Below are 18,074 nucleotides of genomic sequence, written 5' to 3'. Positions count from 1 at the left end.
TCCCGCAGAAGGCGCGGTATGCGCCGCCTCCGGGAAAGCGCGCCAGGCGTTTTAAGGCTGATGACAGGGCGACGTTACGCCAGCCGTGGGTAGGCGCTGGCGATATCGTCGCCGGTAAACTGGGCGATCCAGCCTTCCGGGTTATCAAAAATGCGAATGGCGGTGAAGTTCGGTTCTGAACCCATATCAAACCAGTGCGGAGTGTGGGCGGGAACCGAAATCAGATCGTTTTTTTCGCACAGCACCTGGAACACCTCGTCGCCAATGTGCAGGCAGAACAGGCCAGCGCCCTCGACAAAAAACCGGACCTCGTCTTCGCCATGAGTGTGTTCGTTCAGGAATTTTTCCCGCAGCGCCTCTTTCTGCGGGTTATCGGCGCGCAGGCTGATGACGTCCCAGCTCTGATAGCCCTTTTCGGCGACCAGTTTGTCAATCGCATGCTGATAGGCGGCAATCACTGTTTCTGCGCTGGGGGCCGCGCCGAGATCGCGGTCAGCCTGCCAGCGCTCAAAACGGACGCCTTTGGCGTTAAGCTGCTCCTGAATCGCTTTGGCGTCGGTGCTGTGCCAGACCGGCGTTTGCGGATCTTTCACGGAAAAAAGGGTTAATGCGCTCATGCTGGGATCTGCTCCGGATGAATGTCGTCAAAACGCTGAACCTGAGGGTGGCGGCTTGCCGGGTCGCGGTCGCCGCGTACCAACTGGACAGTGCGCAACCCCGCGGCTTCGGCGGCGTCGAGTTCCTGATGGATATCCGACAGGAACAGGATGGCCCCGGGGGCGTGGCCCAGGTGTTCAGCAATGTTGCGGTAGGACTGCGCTTCGCGTTTGGCGCCTACCAGGGTATCGAAATAGCCCGTAAACAGATGAGTAATATCACCTTCATCGCTGTAGCCAAATAACAATTTCTGCGCTGCCACGGAGCCAGAAGAATATACATACAGATCAATGCCCTGTGCTTTCCATTTCTCCAGCGCCGGCAGCACGTCCGGGTAGAGATGGCCGGTAAAGTCGCCGTTGAGGTAGCCATCGCGCCAGATGATCCCCTGCAGCGCCTTCAGCGCAGTGGATTTCCGATCTTCGTCCATAAAAGCGAAGAGGGTAGCAATCAGGTCGGCGGTGCTGGCGGCGGGGGCGTCTGTCTCGCGGCGCAAGTTGTCGAGGATCGTTCTCACCGGTTCAGCGTGCTGTTGAGCGGTCACAAAGCCGGCCAGTCGTTCGCGGGCGTAGGGGAACAGCACGTTATGCACGAAGCGGATATCGCTGGTGGTGCCTTCTATGTCGGTCACGATGGCGCGGATCATGGTTTCTCCAGAGTGGGCGTAGCGTGGAATAACATTAGCATTTAGACGTCTAAGCGTCTTGATTGCCAAATATTAACATCGTGTTATAGTGGCTTCAACAACAGCATTACAATCGGTACAAAAAGAATGAGTAATAACCCATTGATTCCAGAGAGTAAACTCCCGTCACTTGGCACCACCATTTTTACCCAGATGAGCGCTCTCGCCCAGCAGCATCAGGCCATAAACCTGTCGCAGGGCTTTCCCGATTTTGACGGCCCGCGCTATCTTCAGGAGCGTCTGGCGTACCACGTGGCGCAGGGGGCGAATCAGTATGCCCCGATGACCGGCGTGCCGGCGCTGCGCGAGGCGATCGCTGACAAGACGGCGGAGCGGTATGGATATCGACCCGACGTCAACAGCGATATCACGGTCACCGCCGGGGCGACGGAGGCCCTGTACGCGGCGATTACCGCTCTGGTGCGCCGCGGCGACGAGGTGGTCTGTTTCGATCCCAGCTACGACAGCTATGCTCCCGCGGTGGCGCTGGCCGGCGGCGAATTACGCCGTATTGCCCTTCAGCCGCCGCATTTTCGCGTCGACTGGCAGCAGTTTGCCGCGACGCTGAGCGACAAAACCCGGCTGGTGATCCTCAACACCCCGCACAACCCCTCGGCCACGGTCTGGCAACGCGAGGATTTTGCCGCCCTGTGGCAGGCGATTGCCGAACGCGAGATCTATGTTCTCAGCGACGAGGTCTATGAGCATATCAACTTTGCCGAAGACGGCCACGCCAGCGTGCTGGCGCATCCGCTATTGCGCGAGCGGGCGGTGGCGGTCTCTTCGTTTGGCAAAACGTTTCATATGACCGGTTGGAAGGTTGGCTACTGCGTGGCCCCGGCGGCCATCAGCGCGGAGCTGCGCAAGGTGCACCAGTATCTGACCTTCTCGGTAAATACCCCGGCGCAGCTGGCGATCGCCGACATGCTGCGCGAGGCGCCGGATCACTACCAAGAACTACCGGCCTTTTACCGTGAACGCCGCGATCTGTTTATTGAGGCGCTGCGCCCCAGCCGGCTGGAGCTCCTGCCCTGTGAGGGGACCTATTTCCTGCTGGCGGACTACAGCGCCATCTCCGACCTTGACGACGTCAGCTTCTGCCGCTGGCTGACGACAGAGGTTGGGGTGGCGGCGATCCCGCTCTCTGTCTTCTGCGCCGACCCGTTCCCGCACAAGCTGATCCGCTTGTGCTTCGCTAAACAACCGGAGACCCTGCTGGCCGCGGCGGCGCGTTTGTGCGAGCTGTAGTTACTTTATGGTCCACGCCTGAGAGAACTGGCGGTCGGCGAACATCTCTGCCAGGCCGCTAATTTGCTTCAGGCGCAGCACCTCATCGGCATCCATCCCCAGCTCTTTGCCGATCTTCTGCGGCGTCCAGCCGAGGCGGGTTAGCTCGCGGACAATATCTGACATGGCGTGGATCTGGTGGCGTCCGCGCGCCCGGTTGTGGCGTATTGTCGCTGCCATCAGCCCGTCGCGTGAGGCGTTTTCATTCGGCAGGCAGGTGACCGGTAGATAGCCTTTCAGCTTTTTTTTCAGCGACGCTTTGCTGCAGGCCAGCTCATGGCGGTGAAAACCGTCGACAATCGCGTACCCCTGCGGTCCCTGCCTGATGACCACCACCGGCTGGGTAAAGCCATCGGCCTCCAGCGAGGTCTGCAGCAGGCGCTTCTCCGGCGGCGCCACGTTATTCGGATTATAGTCGTTGGGGATAACCTGCTCCTGTTTGACCCACAGCACACAGTCAACGGGCTGCGAGCGGAAGGGGCTGTGTTGGTGGAGCACCTGGCGAAACGCGTTGATAGCCTCGATACGCGCTTCGTCATCCAGCGTTTGCAGGAAATCCTCCAGCGCCTGCGTTAGTTGTTGTTGCATAATATCCCCCATTGTTGGCGATGTTTTTCCATACGTTTTCGGTAGCGCTGATAGTGGCTGCTTTTGGTTGGGCTGAAGGAGAGCTGGCGGCACCAGTAGTCATTATTGAGTAGCACTTTGCAGATCCGTCGCCAGGAGGGGATATCTTTGGTGCCAACGTCCGCGGGCTGAGTATCAGGGATCTCTTCCATGCCTTTTTTCTGGTACCAGCGCAGGTAGACGGCGATCTTATTGCGGTAATGCTCGGCGGTGGTTTCCGGCATGCTGTCGAGCAGAAACAGCGCATAGCTTTTCCATGTCAAATGGTCCGGTTTGTCGATTTTTCGGTGACCGTAGAATTGGTTATCATGCCCGGCATAGACGCCGCCGCTGTGCGCGCCGCTCACCCGCTGGCACATCGCGGCCCAGCGCTCCGGCTCCAGCACATGGTACAGCCATAGCCCCTGGCGCTGCTCCGGACCGAAGGGCTCGCAGATGCGCATATAGCGCAGCGGCACACCGGCCTGATACATCAGATCGTACAGCGGGTTATAGGGCTGGCCGCTTTTAGCAAACCAGGTCCAGATATCGGCGGTTTTCCAGTCATAGATCGGGTAGATGTACCAGGCGTGGCCGCCCGGCGCCGAGGTGGTCCACGGTTTATCGTCGGCGAAGCGCTGTTTTCGCTGAGAAGAGATGGTCATAAAGCGATTCAGCGACTCATCTGCCCGAATACCCACCAGCACGGCGGCGGGACGGCGCTGTGAAAACCACTCGGCAAAGTGGCTGACGAAGGCTTCAAAGCTCATCCCCGGCTGGTAAAACGAAAAATAGCCCGGGTGGGTAATGGCCCAGGAGGGGGGCTGGCGGACCCAGGCGGTGCCGGGCTGCCAGCATTGCCATTGCGGCTTATACTGCGTCAGGGCATTTTGGGTAGTGAGCGGCAGGGCGACCCAGTAAAAGGTATCGATAACATCCTGATAGAGGGCGCGCAGTTTTTCACAGTGAGCGATGGTGCAGGAGAACTGCGCTTCCCAGTCAATAAACAGCACACTGATTTTCTTACCCTGTAACCGCGCTGCCTGCGCGGTTAAATGGAGCATAACGGTAGAGTCTTTTCCGCCAGAGAAAGAGACGCAAATGCGTGAAAAATTATCCATAACCCAATCGATCCGCTGCTCCGTCGCCTGCAGCACCGATTCCGCTAAGGGATATTTGATAAACGACATGACCATTAATCCTTTAATACTAGAGATTCCCGTTCGCTCAGTATAAACGATGACGAGCGGGAAATTAATGGTCGACTTTCCCTTCCTTTGGGGAGGGGCAATAAGTCGGATCGTTATTGGCTGTTATTGAATTGGGGACGTGATATCTCTCTGTCATTCATTAAAATGGTGATTAATTCAGATAAAAAATGATTTTGTGCGGATGATTGATGGTAGTTAATATATATCGTAATGTCTGGAAAAAGTTCGTTTATATCGAGGACGTGAAGTTGCATGGCTGGCGAAATAAAATCATATAAATAAGACGGCAAGAAGCCAATCAGATCGGTTTTATTGATCATGTTAAGAATGGTCATAAAAGAGTCGCTGCGAAAGGCAATATTACGCGGGTTCAGCCAGGGCGTGCTGCTTTGCTGAACGCGCTGGATAACGGGATCGTTGGTAATATAGTGGGTGAAAAACTCCTGCGCCAGCGCGTCAACTGACGTGAGCGCCTCGCGCCGCGGATGGTTCGTCCGACACACCGCGAGGGTCTGCACCGTCTGATAGGGCTGACAGATGGTGGCGCGGTTGGTGATGGGCATTCGGGTGAACACCAGGTCAGCCTGGCGATATGCCAGCAGCTCCTCTGCCGATTCGGTGGTGGTTAGGTTATGGTGTTCAATTTGCAAGTTGGCCTGATGACAAAGCTGGTTAATCATAAAGTGGCTGTTTACTGAACAGAACAGCGGGGGGCCATATATTACAATACGTTTACGCAGATCGGAGCGGTTATTGAGATTGATCGTTTTTTCCAGCTGCTCCAGATTTTGCTGCAGGTGGTAATGAAGATTCACGCAGGCGGTGGTGGGCGTCATTCCCTTCCCGACGCGCACAAATAGCGGATCGTCTAACTGCTGACGCAGACGCTGCAATGACTGACTTACCGCAGACGGGGTGATAAATAACATCGCCGCCGCTTTGCTGATGCTTAAATGCTGATAGATACATTCAAAAATAACCAATAAATTTAGATCGAACTTTTTCAGATCGTAAAGATTTGCCATTAACACAGTCCTGTTTATTGCCAGTGTAAGTTAAAATATTTCTAACGATAATATCTTGCGTCTTAGTATTTGCGGTGTGAATTTAATTGTGGGCAAATAAAATTAAGTTTTGCTTAATATATCTTACTATCGGCAGTGGCACCAGCGGTCGGATTCGCCAGGCGCCACACCGGGACGAAATTACTCTTTTTCACCCATCATAATAGACAGCTTCTCTTTATCCGGCAGGCCGACCACCTGCTGCAGCATATTATCCTTATTCATATAATAAATAGCTGGCGTGACGTTGGCCCCCAGATCGTCCATCAGCTGCTGATTGACGTTGAGCATTTTCATCTTCTCCGGCGGGATAGCCTTCGGTATCGTCAGGGCCATTTTGCCGTTCGATTGCTCGTAATCGTGCCAGGTTTTCGCCGGATCTTTACTGGCGAGGATCGCCGCGGCGGTGGCCGGGCTCTCCGGCTTGATCACGCCCACCAGCAGGGTGCGGATCTGCACTTTACCGGCCTCCACCCAGGGACGGGACTGCTGCCAGAACTGTTTGCAGTAAGGGCAGAAGGGATCGGCAAAGACATACAGCACGATGGGGGCGTCCTTTTCGCCATCCTGCAGCCAGTGGGCGCTGGCCATCTTCTTCCACATCTCCTGTCCCGCCGGCGTGTAGAGCGCTTTTTGAAATAACTGCTCGCTGAGGTTGTTGCCGTTTTCGTCGTACATATAACCGGAAATGGCATGTTTGCCGTCAGGCGTGAGGTAGATGGCGACGCCCATATCCTGGTATTTCCCCAGCCAGCCCTTCATTCCCCCCGGCGCGTCAAAGGGTTTGATGATGGTAATGCCCTGTTTTTCAATTGCTTTTACCGGGGCGGGCAGTTCTTCCGCATAGCTACAAAAAGGCAAAAGGCTGAGCAACAGCAGACGTTTTAACATGAGTATTCCTTGTAAAATCAGCAGGAAAGGAAGAAACATTGCCAAACCTATTACAGTTATAGGCAGGATCAGCAGAACGACGGATTGCCCTTTCCTGGCGTGGGTGATGTAATCCTGGATGCTGTTACATTAAGGTAATGTAGAGCGCAACACATAGCCAGTCTGACTGGCGCTGAACCTACCTTCGGGTATTTCAGGTAACGGGGCCGCCTGAAAGGGTGGCCTTTTTACTTTTGTCGCGGCAAATGATGCGAAAAACAGCGAACTGCGCTGAACGCGTCGACAGGTTCACATTGTTGTCTTGTTCCGGTTGTTAGATAACGCTTATTGATTCGATAATGTAAACGCATTGGTCGGGTCAGGAAAAATTCGTTAACTTAGACCTCAACGAAAACACGGAGGAAGTATAGATGTCCTTAATTAACACCAAAATCAAACCGTTCAAAAACCAGGCATTCAAAAATGGTGAATTCATCGAAGTCACCGAGAAAGACACCGAAGGCCGCTGGAGCGTCTTCTTCTTCTATCCGGCTGACTTCACTTTCGTCTGCCCGACCGAACTGGGCGACGTGGCTGACCATTACGAAGAACTGCAGAAGCTGGGCGTAGACGTTTACTCTGTTTCTACCGATACCCACTTCACCCACAAAGCGTGGCACAGCAGCTCTGAAACCATCGCGAAAATCAAATACGCGATGATTGGCGACCCGACTGGCGCCCTGACCCGTAACTTCGACAACATGCGTGAAGATGAAGGTCTGGCTGACCGCGCCACCTTCGTGGTTGACCCGCAGGGTATCATCCAGGCGATCGAAGTTACCGCTGAAGGTATCGGCCGTGACGCGTCTGACCTGCTGCGTAAAATCAAAGCGGCGCAGTATGTTGCTTCCCACCCAGGCGAAGTGTGCCCGGCGAAATGGAAAGAAGGCGAAGCGACGCTGGCTCCATCCCTGGACCTGGTCGGTAAGATTTAAGTCTGTTTGTGCCCGGCGGCGCTACGCTTGCACGGGCCTACAAGATTGTAGGCCGGGTAAACGGCGTGCCACCCGGCAATCAATGGGCGCTTTGGCGCCCATTTCATTCCAACACCATGATGCAAGCGCATTCAGGCAGCCTGACAAGGCCGCTTGCATGATGATGTTTTAAGCCCAGGAGATAACAATGCTCGACACCAACATGAAAACCCAGCTCAAGGCCTATCTTGAGAAGCTGACCAAGCCTGTTGAGCTGATTGCCACGCTGGATGACAGCGCTAAATCGGCAGAAATCAGGGAACTGCTGGCTGAAATTGCTGAACTGTCAGACAAAGTCACCTTTAAAGAAGACAATACGCTGGCGGTACGCAAGCCATCGTTCCTGATTACTAACCCCGGTTCCGACCAGGGCCCACGCTTTGCGGGCTCCCCGCTGGGCCACGAGTTTACCTCGCTGGTGCTGGCGCTGCTGTGGACCGGCGGTCATCCGTCGAAAGAGGCCCAGTCTCTGCTGGAGCAGATCCGCGATATCGATGGCGACTTCGAGTTTGAAACCTACTACTCGCTCTCCTGCCATAACTGCCCGGACGTGGTCCAGGCGCTGAACCTGATGGCGGTGCTCAACCCGCGTATCAAACATACGGCGATTGACGGTGGGACGTTCCAGAATGAGATCACCGAGCGCAACGTGATGGGCGTGCCGGCGGTGTTCATGAACGGCCAGGAGTTTGGTCAGGGGCGGATGACGCTGACGGAAATCGTCGCCAAAGTGGACACCGGTGCGGAAAAACGCGCAGCGGAAGAGCTGAATCAGCGTGACGCTTACGATGTGCTGATCGTCGGTTCCGGCCCGTCCGGCGCGGCGGCCGCGGTTTACTCTGCGCGTAAAGGGATTCGTACCGGCCTGATGGGCGAGCGCTTCGGCGGCCAGGTGCTGGATACCGTGGATATCGAAAACTACATTTCGGTGCCGAAAACCGAAGGCCAGAAGCTGGCCGGGGCTCTGAAAGCGCACGTTAGCGACTATAACGTCGATGTGATCGACTCCCAGAGCGCGACCAAACTGACGCCAGCGGCGACAGAGGGCGGCCTGCATCAGATCGAAACCGCCTCCGGCGCGGTGCTGAAGGCGCGCAGCGTCATCATTGCCACCGGGGCGAAATGGCGCAACATGAACGTGCCGGGCGAAGATCAGTATCGCACCAAGGGCGTAACCTACTGCCCGCACTGCGACGGCCCGCTGTTTAAAGGTAAGCGCGTGGCGGTGATCGGCGGGGGGAACTCCGGCGTGGAAGCCGCCATCGACCTGGCGGGCGTCGTGGAACACGTGACCCTGCTGGAATTCGCACCGGAGATGAAGGCCGACCAGGTGCTGCAGGATAAAGTCCGCAGTCTGAAGAATGTCGACATTATTCTCAATGCGCAGACCACGGAAGTGAAAGGCGACGGCAGCAAGGTCACCGGTCTGCAGTATCGTGACCGGGTGAGCGGCGATGAGCATCACGTCGCGCTGGCGGGCATCTTCGTGCAGATCGGCCTGCTGCCTAATACCACCTGGCTGGAAGGCGCGGTTGAGCGTAACCGCATGGGCGAGATCATCATCGATGCGAAGTGCGAAACCAACGTTAAAGGCGTATTCGCCGCCGGTGACTGCACCACCGTGCCGTACAAGCAGATTATCATCGCGGCAGGGGAGGGGGCGAAAGCGTCGCTGAGCGCCTTCGACTATCTGATCCGCACGAAAACCGCATAACAAGTCAGACAATAGACCTGCATAACAAAGAGGCTACCCAGGGGTAGCCTCTTTTTTTATGCGCTTTTCCTCAGCCTTACCTGACGACCATCACCGGGATATGGGCGTGACGGATGACGCTCGAGGCGTTGGAGCCCAACAGGTGGGTACTGATGGAGGGATTGCGTGAGCCAATCACCACCACGTCGGCGTTTATTTCGCTGGCCAGTTCGTTGACCATGTCGCGCACGCTGCCGAAACGCACATGCAGCTTGATCCGCGATGGGTCAATGCTGAAATGGCTGACCATGGTCTGCAGGCGGGTTTCCGCCTCGTGCTGCAGATGTTCCTCAAAACGCCGCAGGTCGGCGGTAAAACGGCTCATCGTGAAGCTCGCTGAACCGGGTAAGACGTGGAGCAGATGGATCACCCCGTCCTGCTGGGCCAGAAACTCCGCATGCCGGACGGCTTTATCGCTCAGCGCCATCTCAAAGACATCAACCGGCATAATGATAGTCTTATACATATGCAATCCTCCTTGTTCGTTTGCGTCTATATCAACATATTATATGCGGATATTGTGTCATTCAGGTCGCAAAACTGTCAGTCAGGCAGGCGCAAAGCGTAAAAAAAGGTTAGCGGGGGGAAAGACAGCAGAAAGAGGATGTGTGGACATCCTCTGAATAAAGCGCGATACGCCTCAGGCAGCGGGGATTAACGGTGGAATTCGCCAGCGGCTTCCGGCTGGTACAGCAGCGCCAGCACTTCCAGGTGCGTTGACGCCCCGCCCGGCAGCTCCCAGTGAATGGTGCTGCCGACCTTGAGGCCGAGCAGCGCGGCGCCCACCGGCGCGAGGACGGAGAGCTGGCTGGCGCTGTCGGTCACCTGCGTCGGAAACACCAGCGTCCGCACGCGCTCTTCGCCGCTGGTTAAATCGCGGAATTTAACCGTACTGTTCATGGTGACGACATCGTGCGGCATCGCTTCCGGCGCCAGCATTTGCGCGCGGTCGAGCTCGTCGTTCAGGGCATCGGCAACCGGCGAGCTGGCGAAAGCCGGCTGCTCCAGCAGCCTGTCGATACGTTCGGCATCCAGTTCGTTAATGATGATTGCGGGTCTGGTCATTGCATACTCCATGTTATCCAGGAACCTGTCCGTAAAAGAAAACCCTCGCCGAAAAAGGCAAGGGTTAAGGTTCTCCCATCATACTGAGAGTTGCCGGCAGTTTGAAGTGATGAAACGCACAATCAGCGCGCAACGCCTCCGGCGAAGGACGTTTTCTGAACAGTATGCCGCGTTGCGCTACTGGCCAACCTTATCGAGGATAAACTGCGCGCCGCAGTTACCCGGGTGAGGCTGGGGCAGAAAGGCGGAGGTGGCCAGTGGGGCGTTGATGGTCGCGGCGTTGAGTGAGATTTGCATCTCGGTCAAATAGGCAGGATTACCGTTACAGGTTAATTTAACCGCCTTCACGCTCTGCGGACCCCAGGCGCGGGCCACGGCGGCGTCGAAGTCGGCCCGACTGACGGTTTGGCCATAGTGTTTGGCAAGGAAATCACCAACCGGGCTGCGCTTAATTTCCCCGTTCAGGCGCACCATGGCGCCAAAATAGCTGTCGGGATCGAAGCCGAAGCAGACGCCATGTTTGGCATATTCGTAACGTTCGAGGCAGGAGGTGCCGCCCGCGCCCGGCATTACGCTATTCAGTTTGTTGGCCATCTCCAGCGACAATCCCGTCTCCGCCGCCTGACATTTGCGGTTCGCTTTCACCTCCGGCATGTCGGGCAGCGGGCGCGTGGCGCAGCCGTAGCGCATCCAGCGTCGTTCATCCACTCCGCGCGCGGCAATGGACTTTGGCAGCCCGGGCCACAGGCCGTGCACGGTCAGAAAATCGGCTTTATTCGCGGTTTCCTGCTGCAGGCGGCACTCTTCCGGTTCGTTGCGGTTACGGTCATACATGCTCTGACAGAATCCGGTTTGCCAGGAGAGGGCCAGGACATAGCGGTCAAAATCAGCGTATCGCGTCGCGGTGAGCGGTTCAGCGCCGGCCTGAGTGGCGGTAAGCACAAGGGCAAGCGCGGCGAATTCCTTCCTGAACATGTTTATTCCTGATTGTGGATGGCAAAAGATAACGGGGAGTTATTAAAGCATAAAAAAGGCGCCTGCTGGCGCCTTTTCACGTGGTTAGACCATTAGTGGACCGCGCTGCCCGGGACGAGGATCTCGGTCGCGACAATCACCACCAGCAGGCCAACCATCACCGGCACCGAGGTGCGTTTGACCACTTCAAACGGGGAGATCTTCGCCATCCCGGCGACGGCCACCACCACGCCGGAGACCGGCGAGATCGTGCGGCCAAGGTTAGAGGCCTGCAGCATCGGGATCGACAGATAGGCGGGATTGATGCCGGAGGAGTGCGCCAGCTTGGGGATCATCTCGACAAAGGCGTAGAACGGGGCATTGCCGGAGCCGGTGGTCATCGCCGCCAGCATGGTCAGGATCACCAGCACCAGCATCAGAATAATACTGGCCGAGCCGAAGGAAGTGGCGATGGAGATCAGACCGTTGATGAAGCCGATGGTGCTTAATCCCTGAGCAAAAACACCGGCGGCGACCAGCAGCATCACCACCCCGGCGAAGGCGTCAGCCATCCCGCGGTAGGCGACTTCCAGTCCGCTGAAGACGTTTTTGGTGTTGAACCCGCGCAGGAATTCGAGGATCGCCGCCAGCAGCATGCAGCCGACGAGGATGGTAATAATGTGCAGTTCCGGCCCCCATTTGCCATCAAAGATCAGTACGCCAATAATCGGGGTAAACGGCAGGATGGCGTACAGCGCCGGGGCATTGGTGGTGATCTCGTTGACGTCGAGCATTTCGTGGGAAATGTTCTCTTTTTTATCCAGGTAGCGCTGCCAGAAGAAGTGGGCGATCGCCATGCAGATGATAGCGGCGATGGAGATCGGCAGCGTGGTCTTGAAGGCAAAGTCGATCAGCGGCATTTCGGCCGCTTTTGCCGCCAGCACGACGTCACCCGAGGTAGGCGAAAGGATAATCGCCGCCGGGGAGGCGCAGATGGCCGCCGCCGCACCGCGGCTGATACCAACGTTTACCATCACCGGGAACAGCGTCGCCATCAGCAGGACGCCGAGGCCGGTCGCGGAGGAGACGGCCAGCGACATCAGGCAGGCGACAAAGTAGGCGGCAATCATCAGCAGATAGGGCGAATTGATATAGCGCAATGGCTTTGAGGCTAATTTCACCACCATATCATTGGCGCCAATATGCGTCATATAGGTGGCGAAACCGCACAGCATCATGATCATCATACCCAAATCGCCGCCACGGCTCATGAGTAGAATCTTAATGTATTCAATAATGTCAGTGGCGGAGTAACCGGTGCCCTCGGTATTGCCTGGTAAGACTTTATGACCCAGCAGGGCGCTGACGATCAGCAATATTAAGCCGCCGACGAACAGCACGCCGGTGGCTGAATAGCCCTTAATGATATAGCGGGCGACGCCCACAATGACCGCAATCCCGATCAGGATCTCAACAAACGTCAGCATTCATTTCCCCTAAGCCCAAAGAATATGTAGTTAAAAAGCGCCACACCAAATTTTAATGTGCGAATGTGCCGAAAAAACGGACGAAACTCGCTGATGCAAATCAATAAAGCGATAAGAACTACGCCCCTCCCGTCCCGCCTGGATATAATCACCAGATGGATAGTTAAGCGGTTCTGATGGTCAGCGGGCGAAAATCAGGAGTTTGCCTTATTTCGTTCAACCTGTATTGAGACTATCTTTGCTATCTTAGGTGGCTTTTAAATGAAAGTGGTAATAGAAAAGTGTTGATGTTACGTCGTTTTTCATTGTTTTCTCTTGGTTTTTTAGGATGGTTATTGGTATCCGGAAACGCCAGCGCGTCGTTTTCATCGACCCTTAGCGAAGGTTACCATACCTTAAGTAATAACGTTGCGCAGACCTGGAATGAGCCGGAGCACTATGATCTGTACGTTCCAGCCATCACCTGGCACGCGCGCTTTGCTTATGATAAGGAAAAGACGGACAAGTATAATGAACGTCCGTGGGGGGCAGGCTTCGGCGTTTCGCGCTGGGATGAGAAAGGGAACTGGCATGGCCTGTACCTGATGGCGTTTAAAGACTCTTTCAATAAGTGGGAACCCATCGGCGGCTACGGTTGGGAGAAAACCTGGCGTCCGCTGACGGACCAGAACTTCCGCCTCGGTCTCGGCTATACCCTCGGGGTGACGGCGCGCGATAACTGGAACTACATCCCGATTCCGGTGATCTTGCCCTTAGCGTCAATAGGTTACGGTCCGGCAACGTTCCAGATGACCTATATTCCCGGTACCTACAATAACGGTAACGTTTACTTCGCCTGGGCTCGCATACAGTTTTAATTCGCTAAGTCTTAGCAATAAATGAGATAAGCGATGCGTCTTGTGGAAAAACAAGGACTAAAGCGTTACCCACTAAAAAAGATAGCGACTTTTATCACTTTTTAGCAAAGTTGCACTGGACAAAAGGTACCACAATTGGTGTACTGATACCCGACACAGCATTAGTGTCGATTTTTCATATAAAGGTAATTTTGATGTCTAAGATTAAAGGTAACGTTAAGTGGTTTAATGAGTCCAAAGGATTCGGTTTCATTACTCCGGAAGATGGCAGCAAAGATGTATTCGTACACTTCTCTGCAATCCAGTCCAACGGTTTCAAAACTCTGGCTGAAGGTCAGCGCGTAGAGTTCGAAATCACTAACGGTGCCAAAGGCCCTTCTGCTGCAAACGTAATCGCTCTGTAAGCAACGCGTCAGTAGAATATAAAAACCCGCTAATCAGCGGGTTTTTTTTTGCCTGTTGATTACGCCTTTAGCGGCTGGCGGCCTGCGAGAAGAGCCAGAAGGCGACAGCCGTCATGGCAAACGAGCCCAGCAAGTTCACCGCGACGTTGAGGAGCGCCCAGCTCACTCGCCCCTGCTGCAGAAGAAACACCACTTCCGCAGAGAAGGTGGAGAAGGTGGTCAACCCGCCGCAGAAACCCGTGGTGATCAGCAGTTTCCACATCGGGTCAATGCCGGTCAGTCTATTAAACCACGCCAGCCCGGCGCCGATCACAAAGGCGCCTAACAGGTTGGCAGTCAGCGTCCCAATCGGGATAGCATGGTGCACAGGATTGAGCTTCATGCCGAGCCACCAGCGCAAAACGCTGCCGGTGCCGCCGCCAATAAAAACGGCGCAAAGAAGTTGAAACACGGTCGTTTCCTGCTATTTGATGTAAGAGAGTGTCAAGTGTAGCGCGCAACGGGCGCAATTGGCTATTCATAACCTGACGGGAGAAAAACATGCGGGTAGCGGCAGGGCAGTTTATCGTCACGCCAGTTTGGCGGACGAATGCGCAAACTTGTGTGGCGATGATGCAGCAGGCGGCGCGTGAAGGGGCGGCGCTGCTGGTGCTGCCGGAGGCGTTGCTGGCACGTGATGACAACGACCCGGATCTGTCGGTGAACTCGGCCCAAACGCTGGATGGAGAGTTTTTACAGCTGCTGCTGGCCGAGAGCGCGCGTAACGGCCTGACGACGATCCTGACGCTGCATGTGCCGTCGGGGGAGGGGAGAGCAACCAACACGCTGGTGGTATTGCGTGAAGGGAAGGTTATTGCCCATTATCACAAACTTCATTTATACGACGCCTTCGCTATGCAGGAGTCCCGGCGGGTGGATCCCGGCCGGCAAATCCCGCCGGTGATTGAAGTGGCGGGTTTCCGCGTTGGCCTGATGACCTGTTACGATCTGCGTTTTCCGGAGCTGGCGCTGTCGCTGGCGCTGAACGGGGCGCAGCTGCTGGTGCTGCCCACCGCATGGGTGAAAGGGCCGCAAAAAGAGCATCACTGGGCGACGCTGCTGGCGGCGCGCGCGCTGGACACGACCTGCTACGTCGTGGCGGCAGGCGAATGCGGGACGCGTAACATCGGGCAGAGCCGCATCGTCGATCCGCTGGGGACCACCGTGGCGGGCGCGGGGAGCGAGCCGCAGCTGATCTATGCCGATATTTCCGCAGACTACCTTGCGCGGGTTCGCGAGCGTTTGCCGGTGCTGCAGAACCGACGGTTTGCGCCACCGCAATTATTGTGACGTTTTTTTAAACAAGGCTTGATTCACCTTGTTACAGATTGCTATTGTGTCCGCGCGCCAAATACCCGTATTGTTTATCCCAATAATTCGCTGTGCACGTCAGGACGGACACCCCAGCGCTCACTCCCGGAGGGGAGGCCTCGGGCTGAATCACGCAGCCCACGCACAGGTGGATTACAATATGACGGATAAATGCGTGTATGATGGCGTATTCGCAGCTTGTATAGAGAAGAAGGTTAGCTATGGGTGAGATTAGTATTACCAAACTGCTGGTAGTCGCAGCACTGATTATCTTAGTGTTTGGTACCAAGAAATTACGTACGCTGGGCGGCGACCTGGGGTCGGCTATCAAGGGCTTTAAAAAAGCCATGAACGAAGATGACGATAGCGCGAAGAAAACCACCGCTGAAGACGAAGCACCGGCGCAGAAGCTCTCTCATAAAGAGTAATTCTCCGGCTGCGTCCCCTGATGGGATGCGGGTGGTACGGCGAAGAGGCCGCGACGTTTGACGTTGCGGCCTTTGTTGTTTTTGTCGACGCCGCGCAGGAAAGATGCAACTAACTGTTACGGGAAGGCGAAGCGAATGAAGCGGAGAGCGCCGCTGCGCCAGGACGTGACGCAGCGGGAGAAGCGGCAGGTTATTTAACTTCCATCCCTTTAGCCTGCAGGTCGGCGTGATAGGAAGAGCGAACGAAGGGGCCGCAGGCGGCGTGGGTGAAGCCCATCGCCATGGCTTCCGCTTTCATCTCTTCAAACTCTTCCGGGCTAACGTAACGCTGCACTGGCAGGTGGTGACGGCTCGGCTGCAGATACTGGCCTAATGTCAGCATGGTGACGCCATGACGGCGCAGGTCGCGCATGACTTCGATGATCTCGTCGTTGGTTTCGCCCAGGCCCACCATCAGGCCGGATTTTGTCGGGATCTCCGGGTGCGCTTCTTTAAAACGCTCCAGCAGCTTCAGCGACCAGTTGTAATCCGCGCCCGGACGCACCTGACGATAGAGGCGCGGTACGTTTTCGAGGTTGTGGTTGAAGACGTCCGGCGGGGTCACCGTCAGAATATCCAGGGCGCGATCCATGCGGCCGCGGAAATCCGGGACCAGCGTTTCGATTTTAATCGTCGGGTTTTTCTCGCGAATGGCGCTGATGCAGTCGGCAAAATGCTGTGCGCCGCCATCGCGCAGGTCATCACGGTCCACCGAAGTGACCACCACGTAGCGCAGCCCCATATCGGCGATAGTTTGCGCCAGCTTCTGTGGCTCGTTCGCATCTGGCGCGACCGGGCGGCCATGCGCCACGTCGCAGAATGGGCAACGGCGGGTACAGATCGCGCCGAGGATCATAAAGGTCGCGGTACCGTGGTTGAAGCACTCTGCAAGGTTCGGGCAGGAGGCCTCTTCGCACACGGAGTGCAGGCCGTTCTTACGCATCGCTGCTTTGATTCCCTGGATACGGGACGAGTCTGCCGGAAGTTTGATTTTCATCCATTCCGGTTTTCTGAGCAGAGCTTCACGCTCAGTTGCCACGTTCTTCACCGGGATAAGGGCCATTTTATCGGCGTCGCGGTACTTAACACCGCGTTCCATCACAATGGGTTTACTCATAGCGTGCGTGTTCCAGTTGCGAGTCACGAAGGAAAGCGAATTAATTCAATGAAATGTTGCAATTATCAACTATTTTTGAATCAAGAGCAGGCAGTATACCATTGAAAAGGGGCAGAAAGCAGCCTGCCTGCCCGGCAAATTGTAAAATAGTTGTTGTTTTATCCTTTTCCCTTCCGTGCGCTACGCCTTAAACGCCTGGATCACGGTCTCAATGATCTCTTTCAGCAATGGCTCTTTCCCGCTCTGCTTATTGAAGTGCAGCGCAACATCAATCTGCTCTTCCCGCAGGGAGGGGAAGTCCAGGGTCTGTAGCGGCCAGAGACGGGATACCATGGCGAACAGGCGCTCGGTGGTCAGCCCCAGCATGTCGCTCTCGGCGATCATTGCCGCCTGGGTTAGCAGGTTGAAGGTGCTGAAACCGCAGCGGCGCTCGCCCATCTCCTCCTGCAGCCGACGGTGCAGCGTAGGGTAGCGCTGGCCTTCCGGCAGCAGCAGCGCAAACTCGTATTGTGCAAGGGCGGATTCATCCTGCGGACCCTCCAGCGCGGGATGCCCAGCGCGGCAGTACATCTGCACCCGTTCCTGATACAGCACGTGATGGCTTATCGCCTGGCCGCTGTGCAGATGGGTATCAATCAACAAATCCACCTGGCGCTGGTCAAGCTGCCGCGCGGCGTCGGTGAGGGCGATGTTGTGCAGCAGGATCTGCGGAAAGACCGGCTTCAGCGCGCTGGCCAGGCCAGGCATCAGCAGCGCCCCCATGGCTGGGGTGGTGGCGATAGTGATCACCCGCTGCTGCTGCGGGCTGCCGGTGATATCCAGCGCGCTGAGGAAAGCCTCCATACCGCGGCTGATGTACTGGTGAAGATGGGTGGCATAGGCGGTGGGCGTTACGCCCTGGCCTTTGCGGATAAACAGCGGATCGGGGAACAGCGCCCGCAGTTTGTTTATTGACTGGCTAATGGCCGACGGCGTGATATTGAGTATCTTCGCGGCATTGACGATACCTTTGTGTACGTACACGGCTTCGAAGATGGTCAACAGATTGAGGTCAATATTACGCAGGATGCGAAACATCTGACGGTCGTAACGTTCGTCCTGTCGGTCAGGAGATTCTGACGGCGGCGTATTCTCTGGCACGCGATGAGTCCGGTTGGGAATGATAGGCCAAGTATAGCGGCCCACCGCGTTGCCGTGCGTGACAAT

20 protein-coding genes are annotated in these 18,074 nt (G+C 56.0%); 7 read left to right on the top strand and 13 right to left on the bottom strand.

The genetic code is table 11. The features are described from left to right. Window positions 1-74: 74 nt before the first annotated feature. Window positions 75-617: an acireductone dioxygenase gene (locus tag K5R89_RS11980; protein ID WP_023288815.1), complete on the bottom strand. Its 543-nt coding sequence runs from the start codon at window positions 615-617 to the stop codon at window positions 75-77. Further along, window positions 614-1,303, bottom strand: a complete 690-nt coding sequence (gene mtnC / locus K5R89_RS11975; protein ID WP_023288816.1) for an acireductone synthase — start codon at window positions 1,301-1,303, stop codon at window positions 614-616. The genes K5R89_RS11980 and mtnC overlap by 4 nt, the downstream gene beginning before the upstream one ends. A 141-nt stretch (window positions 1,304-1,444) precedes the next feature. Here mtnC and K5R89_RS11970 point away from each other — a divergent pair, with 141 nt between their 5' ends. Next, on the top strand, window positions 1,445-2,590 hold the full coding sequence (locus K5R89_RS11970) for a pyridoxal phosphate-dependent aminotransferase (protein ID WP_162543137.1): 1,146 nt from the start codon (window positions 1,445-1,447) through the stop codon (window positions 2,588-2,590). Here the strand turns inward: K5R89_RS11970 and K5R89_RS11965 are convergent, their stop codons facing one another. The 4 genes from K5R89_RS11965 to dsbG all read right to left on the bottom strand — a co-directional run bounded on the left by K5R89_RS11965 (window position 2,591) and on the right by dsbG (window position 6,401). After that, window positions 2,591-3,217 (bottom strand): ParB/RepB/Spo0J family partition protein, encoded by a 627-nt coding sequence (locus K5R89_RS11965; RefSeq protein ID WP_217259382.1) that lies wholly within the window; start codon window positions 3,215-3,217, stop codon window positions 2,591-2,593. Then, window positions 3,202-4,425, bottom strand: coding sequence for a phosphoadenosine phosphosulfate reductase (locus K5R89_RS11960; RefSeq protein WP_048334386.1), 1,224 nt, complete (start codon window positions 4,423-4,425; stop codon window positions 3,202-3,204). Before K5R89_RS11960 ends, K5R89_RS11965 begins: the two co-directional genes overlap by 16 nt. 113 nt (window positions 4,426-4,538) lie before the next feature. Continuing rightward, complete coding sequence (locus K5R89_RS11955) at window positions 4,539-5,471, bottom strand: LysR family transcriptional regulator (protein ID WP_044521604.1); 933 nt, start codon at window positions 5,469-5,471, stop codon at window positions 4,539-4,541. 180 nt (window positions 5,472-5,651) lie between these two features. Further along, window positions 5,652-6,401: a thiol:disulfide interchange protein DsbG gene (gene dsbG, locus K5R89_RS11950; protein ID WP_217259383.1), complete on the bottom strand. Its 750-nt coding sequence runs from the start codon at window positions 6,399-6,401 to the stop codon at window positions 5,652-5,654. Between the two features lie 410 nt (window positions 6,402-6,811). On the opposite strand from dsbG, the gene ahpC reads away from it, so the two are divergent. Further along, entirely contained in the window at window positions 6,812-7,375 is a 564-nt protein-coding gene (gene ahpC / locus K5R89_RS11945; protein ID WP_002894394.1) for an alkyl hydroperoxide reductase subunit C, read from the top strand. A 187-nt stretch (window positions 7,376-7,562) separates the two neighbouring features. Beyond that, on the top strand, window positions 7,563-9,128 hold the full coding sequence (ahpF, locus tag K5R89_RS11940) for an alkyl hydroperoxide reductase subunit F (protein ID WP_017899084.1): 1,566 nt from the start codon (window positions 7,563-7,565) through the stop codon (window positions 9,126-9,128). 76 nt (window positions 9,129-9,204) lie between these two features. Here the strand turns inward: ahpF and uspG are convergent, their stop codons facing one another. The 4 genes from uspG to dcuC form a co-directional block, all read right to left on the bottom strand. Further along, the gene (gene uspG, locus K5R89_RS11935; protein ID WP_002894401.1) at window positions 9,205-9,633 is read right to left on the bottom strand and encodes a universal stress protein UspG; all 429 of its coding nucleotides are present in this window, start codon (window positions 9,631-9,633) and stop codon (window positions 9,205-9,207) included. A gap of 188 nt (window positions 9,634-9,821) precedes the next feature. Continuing rightward, on the bottom strand, window positions 9,822-10,232 hold the full coding sequence (gene rnk, locus K5R89_RS11930) for a nucleoside diphosphate kinase regulator (RefSeq protein WP_032455114.1): 411 nt from the start codon (window positions 10,230-10,232) through the stop codon (window positions 9,822-9,824). Window positions 10,233-10,409: 177 nt separating this feature from the next. After that, window positions 10,410-11,207: a ribonuclease I gene (gene rna / locus K5R89_RS11925; RefSeq protein WP_217259384.1), complete on the bottom strand. Its 798-nt coding sequence runs from the start codon at window positions 11,205-11,207 to the stop codon at window positions 10,410-10,412. Between the two features lie 92 nt (window positions 11,208-11,299). After that, window positions 11,300-12,673, bottom strand: a complete 1,374-nt coding sequence (gene dcuC / locus K5R89_RS11920) for an anaerobic C4-dicarboxylate transporter DcuC (protein WP_023288824.1) — start codon at window positions 12,671-12,673, stop codon at window positions 11,300-11,302. Window positions 12,674-13,008: 335 nt separating this feature from the next. Here dcuC and pagP point away from each other — a divergent pair, with 335 nt between their 5' ends. Both pagP and cspE read left to right on the top strand, forming a co-directional pair. Next, a complete protein-coding gene (gene pagP, locus K5R89_RS11915; RefSeq protein ID WP_223171797.1) occupies window positions 13,009-13,530 on the top strand; it encodes a lipid IV(A) palmitoyltransferase PagP in 522 nt (173 codons plus the stop codon). Between the two features lie 194 nt (window positions 13,531-13,724). Then, window positions 13,725-13,934 carry a transcription antiterminator/RNA stability regulator CspE gene (gene cspE, locus K5R89_RS11910; RefSeq protein WP_002439184.1) on the top strand — a complete coding sequence of 70 codons (210 nt, stop codon included), beginning with the start codon at window positions 13,725-13,727 and terminating at the stop codon, window positions 13,932-13,934. 67 nt (window positions 13,935-14,001) lie between these two features. Here cspE and crcB read toward each other — a convergent pair whose 3' ends face one another. Further along, window positions 14,002-14,385, bottom strand: a complete 384-nt coding sequence (crcB, locus tag K5R89_RS11905; RefSeq protein WP_002894459.1) for a fluoride efflux transporter CrcB — start codon at window positions 14,383-14,385, stop codon at window positions 14,002-14,004. A gap of 89 nt (window positions 14,386-14,474) precedes the next feature. Between crcB and K5R89_RS11900 the strand changes: the two genes are divergently transcribed. Both K5R89_RS11900 and tatE read left to right on the top strand, forming a co-directional pair. Then, window positions 14,475-15,263: a deaminated glutathione amidase gene (locus tag K5R89_RS11900; protein ID WP_023288826.1), complete on the top strand. Its 789-nt coding sequence runs from the start codon at window positions 14,475-14,477 to the stop codon at window positions 15,261-15,263. A 242-nt stretch (window positions 15,264-15,505) separates the two neighbouring features. Then, a complete protein-coding gene (tatE, locus tag K5R89_RS11895) occupies window positions 15,506-15,712 on the top strand; it encodes a twin-arginine translocase subunit TatE (protein ID WP_023288827.1) in 207 nt (68 codons plus the stop codon). Between the two features lie 190 nt (window positions 15,713-15,902). Here tatE and lipA read toward each other — a convergent pair whose 3' ends face one another. Together lipA and K5R89_RS11885 are read right to left on the bottom strand one after the other, a co-directional pair. Continuing rightward, window positions 15,903-16,868 (bottom strand): lipoyl synthase, encoded by a 966-nt coding sequence (gene lipA, locus K5R89_RS11890; RefSeq protein ID WP_023288828.1) that lies wholly within the window; start codon window positions 16,866-16,868, stop codon window positions 15,903-15,905. A 180-nt stretch (window positions 16,869-17,048) separates the two neighbouring features. Continuing rightward, entirely contained in the window at window positions 17,049-18,008 is a 960-nt protein-coding gene (locus tag K5R89_RS11885; protein ID WP_217259385.1) for a YbeF family transcriptional regulator, read from the bottom strand. Window positions 18,009-18,074 lie beyond the last annotated feature (66 nt).

The sequence above is a fragment of the Klebsiella sp. TF21-TM genome (assembly GCF_019753495.1).
In the GTDB taxonomy this organism is placed as follows: Bacteria; Pseudomonadota; Gammaproteobacteria; order Enterobacterales; family Enterobacteriaceae; genus Klebsiella; species Klebsiella quasipneumoniae.
Note: the sequence above shows the minus strand (reverse complement) of the source record. Positions and strands in the feature narration are given on the sequence as shown.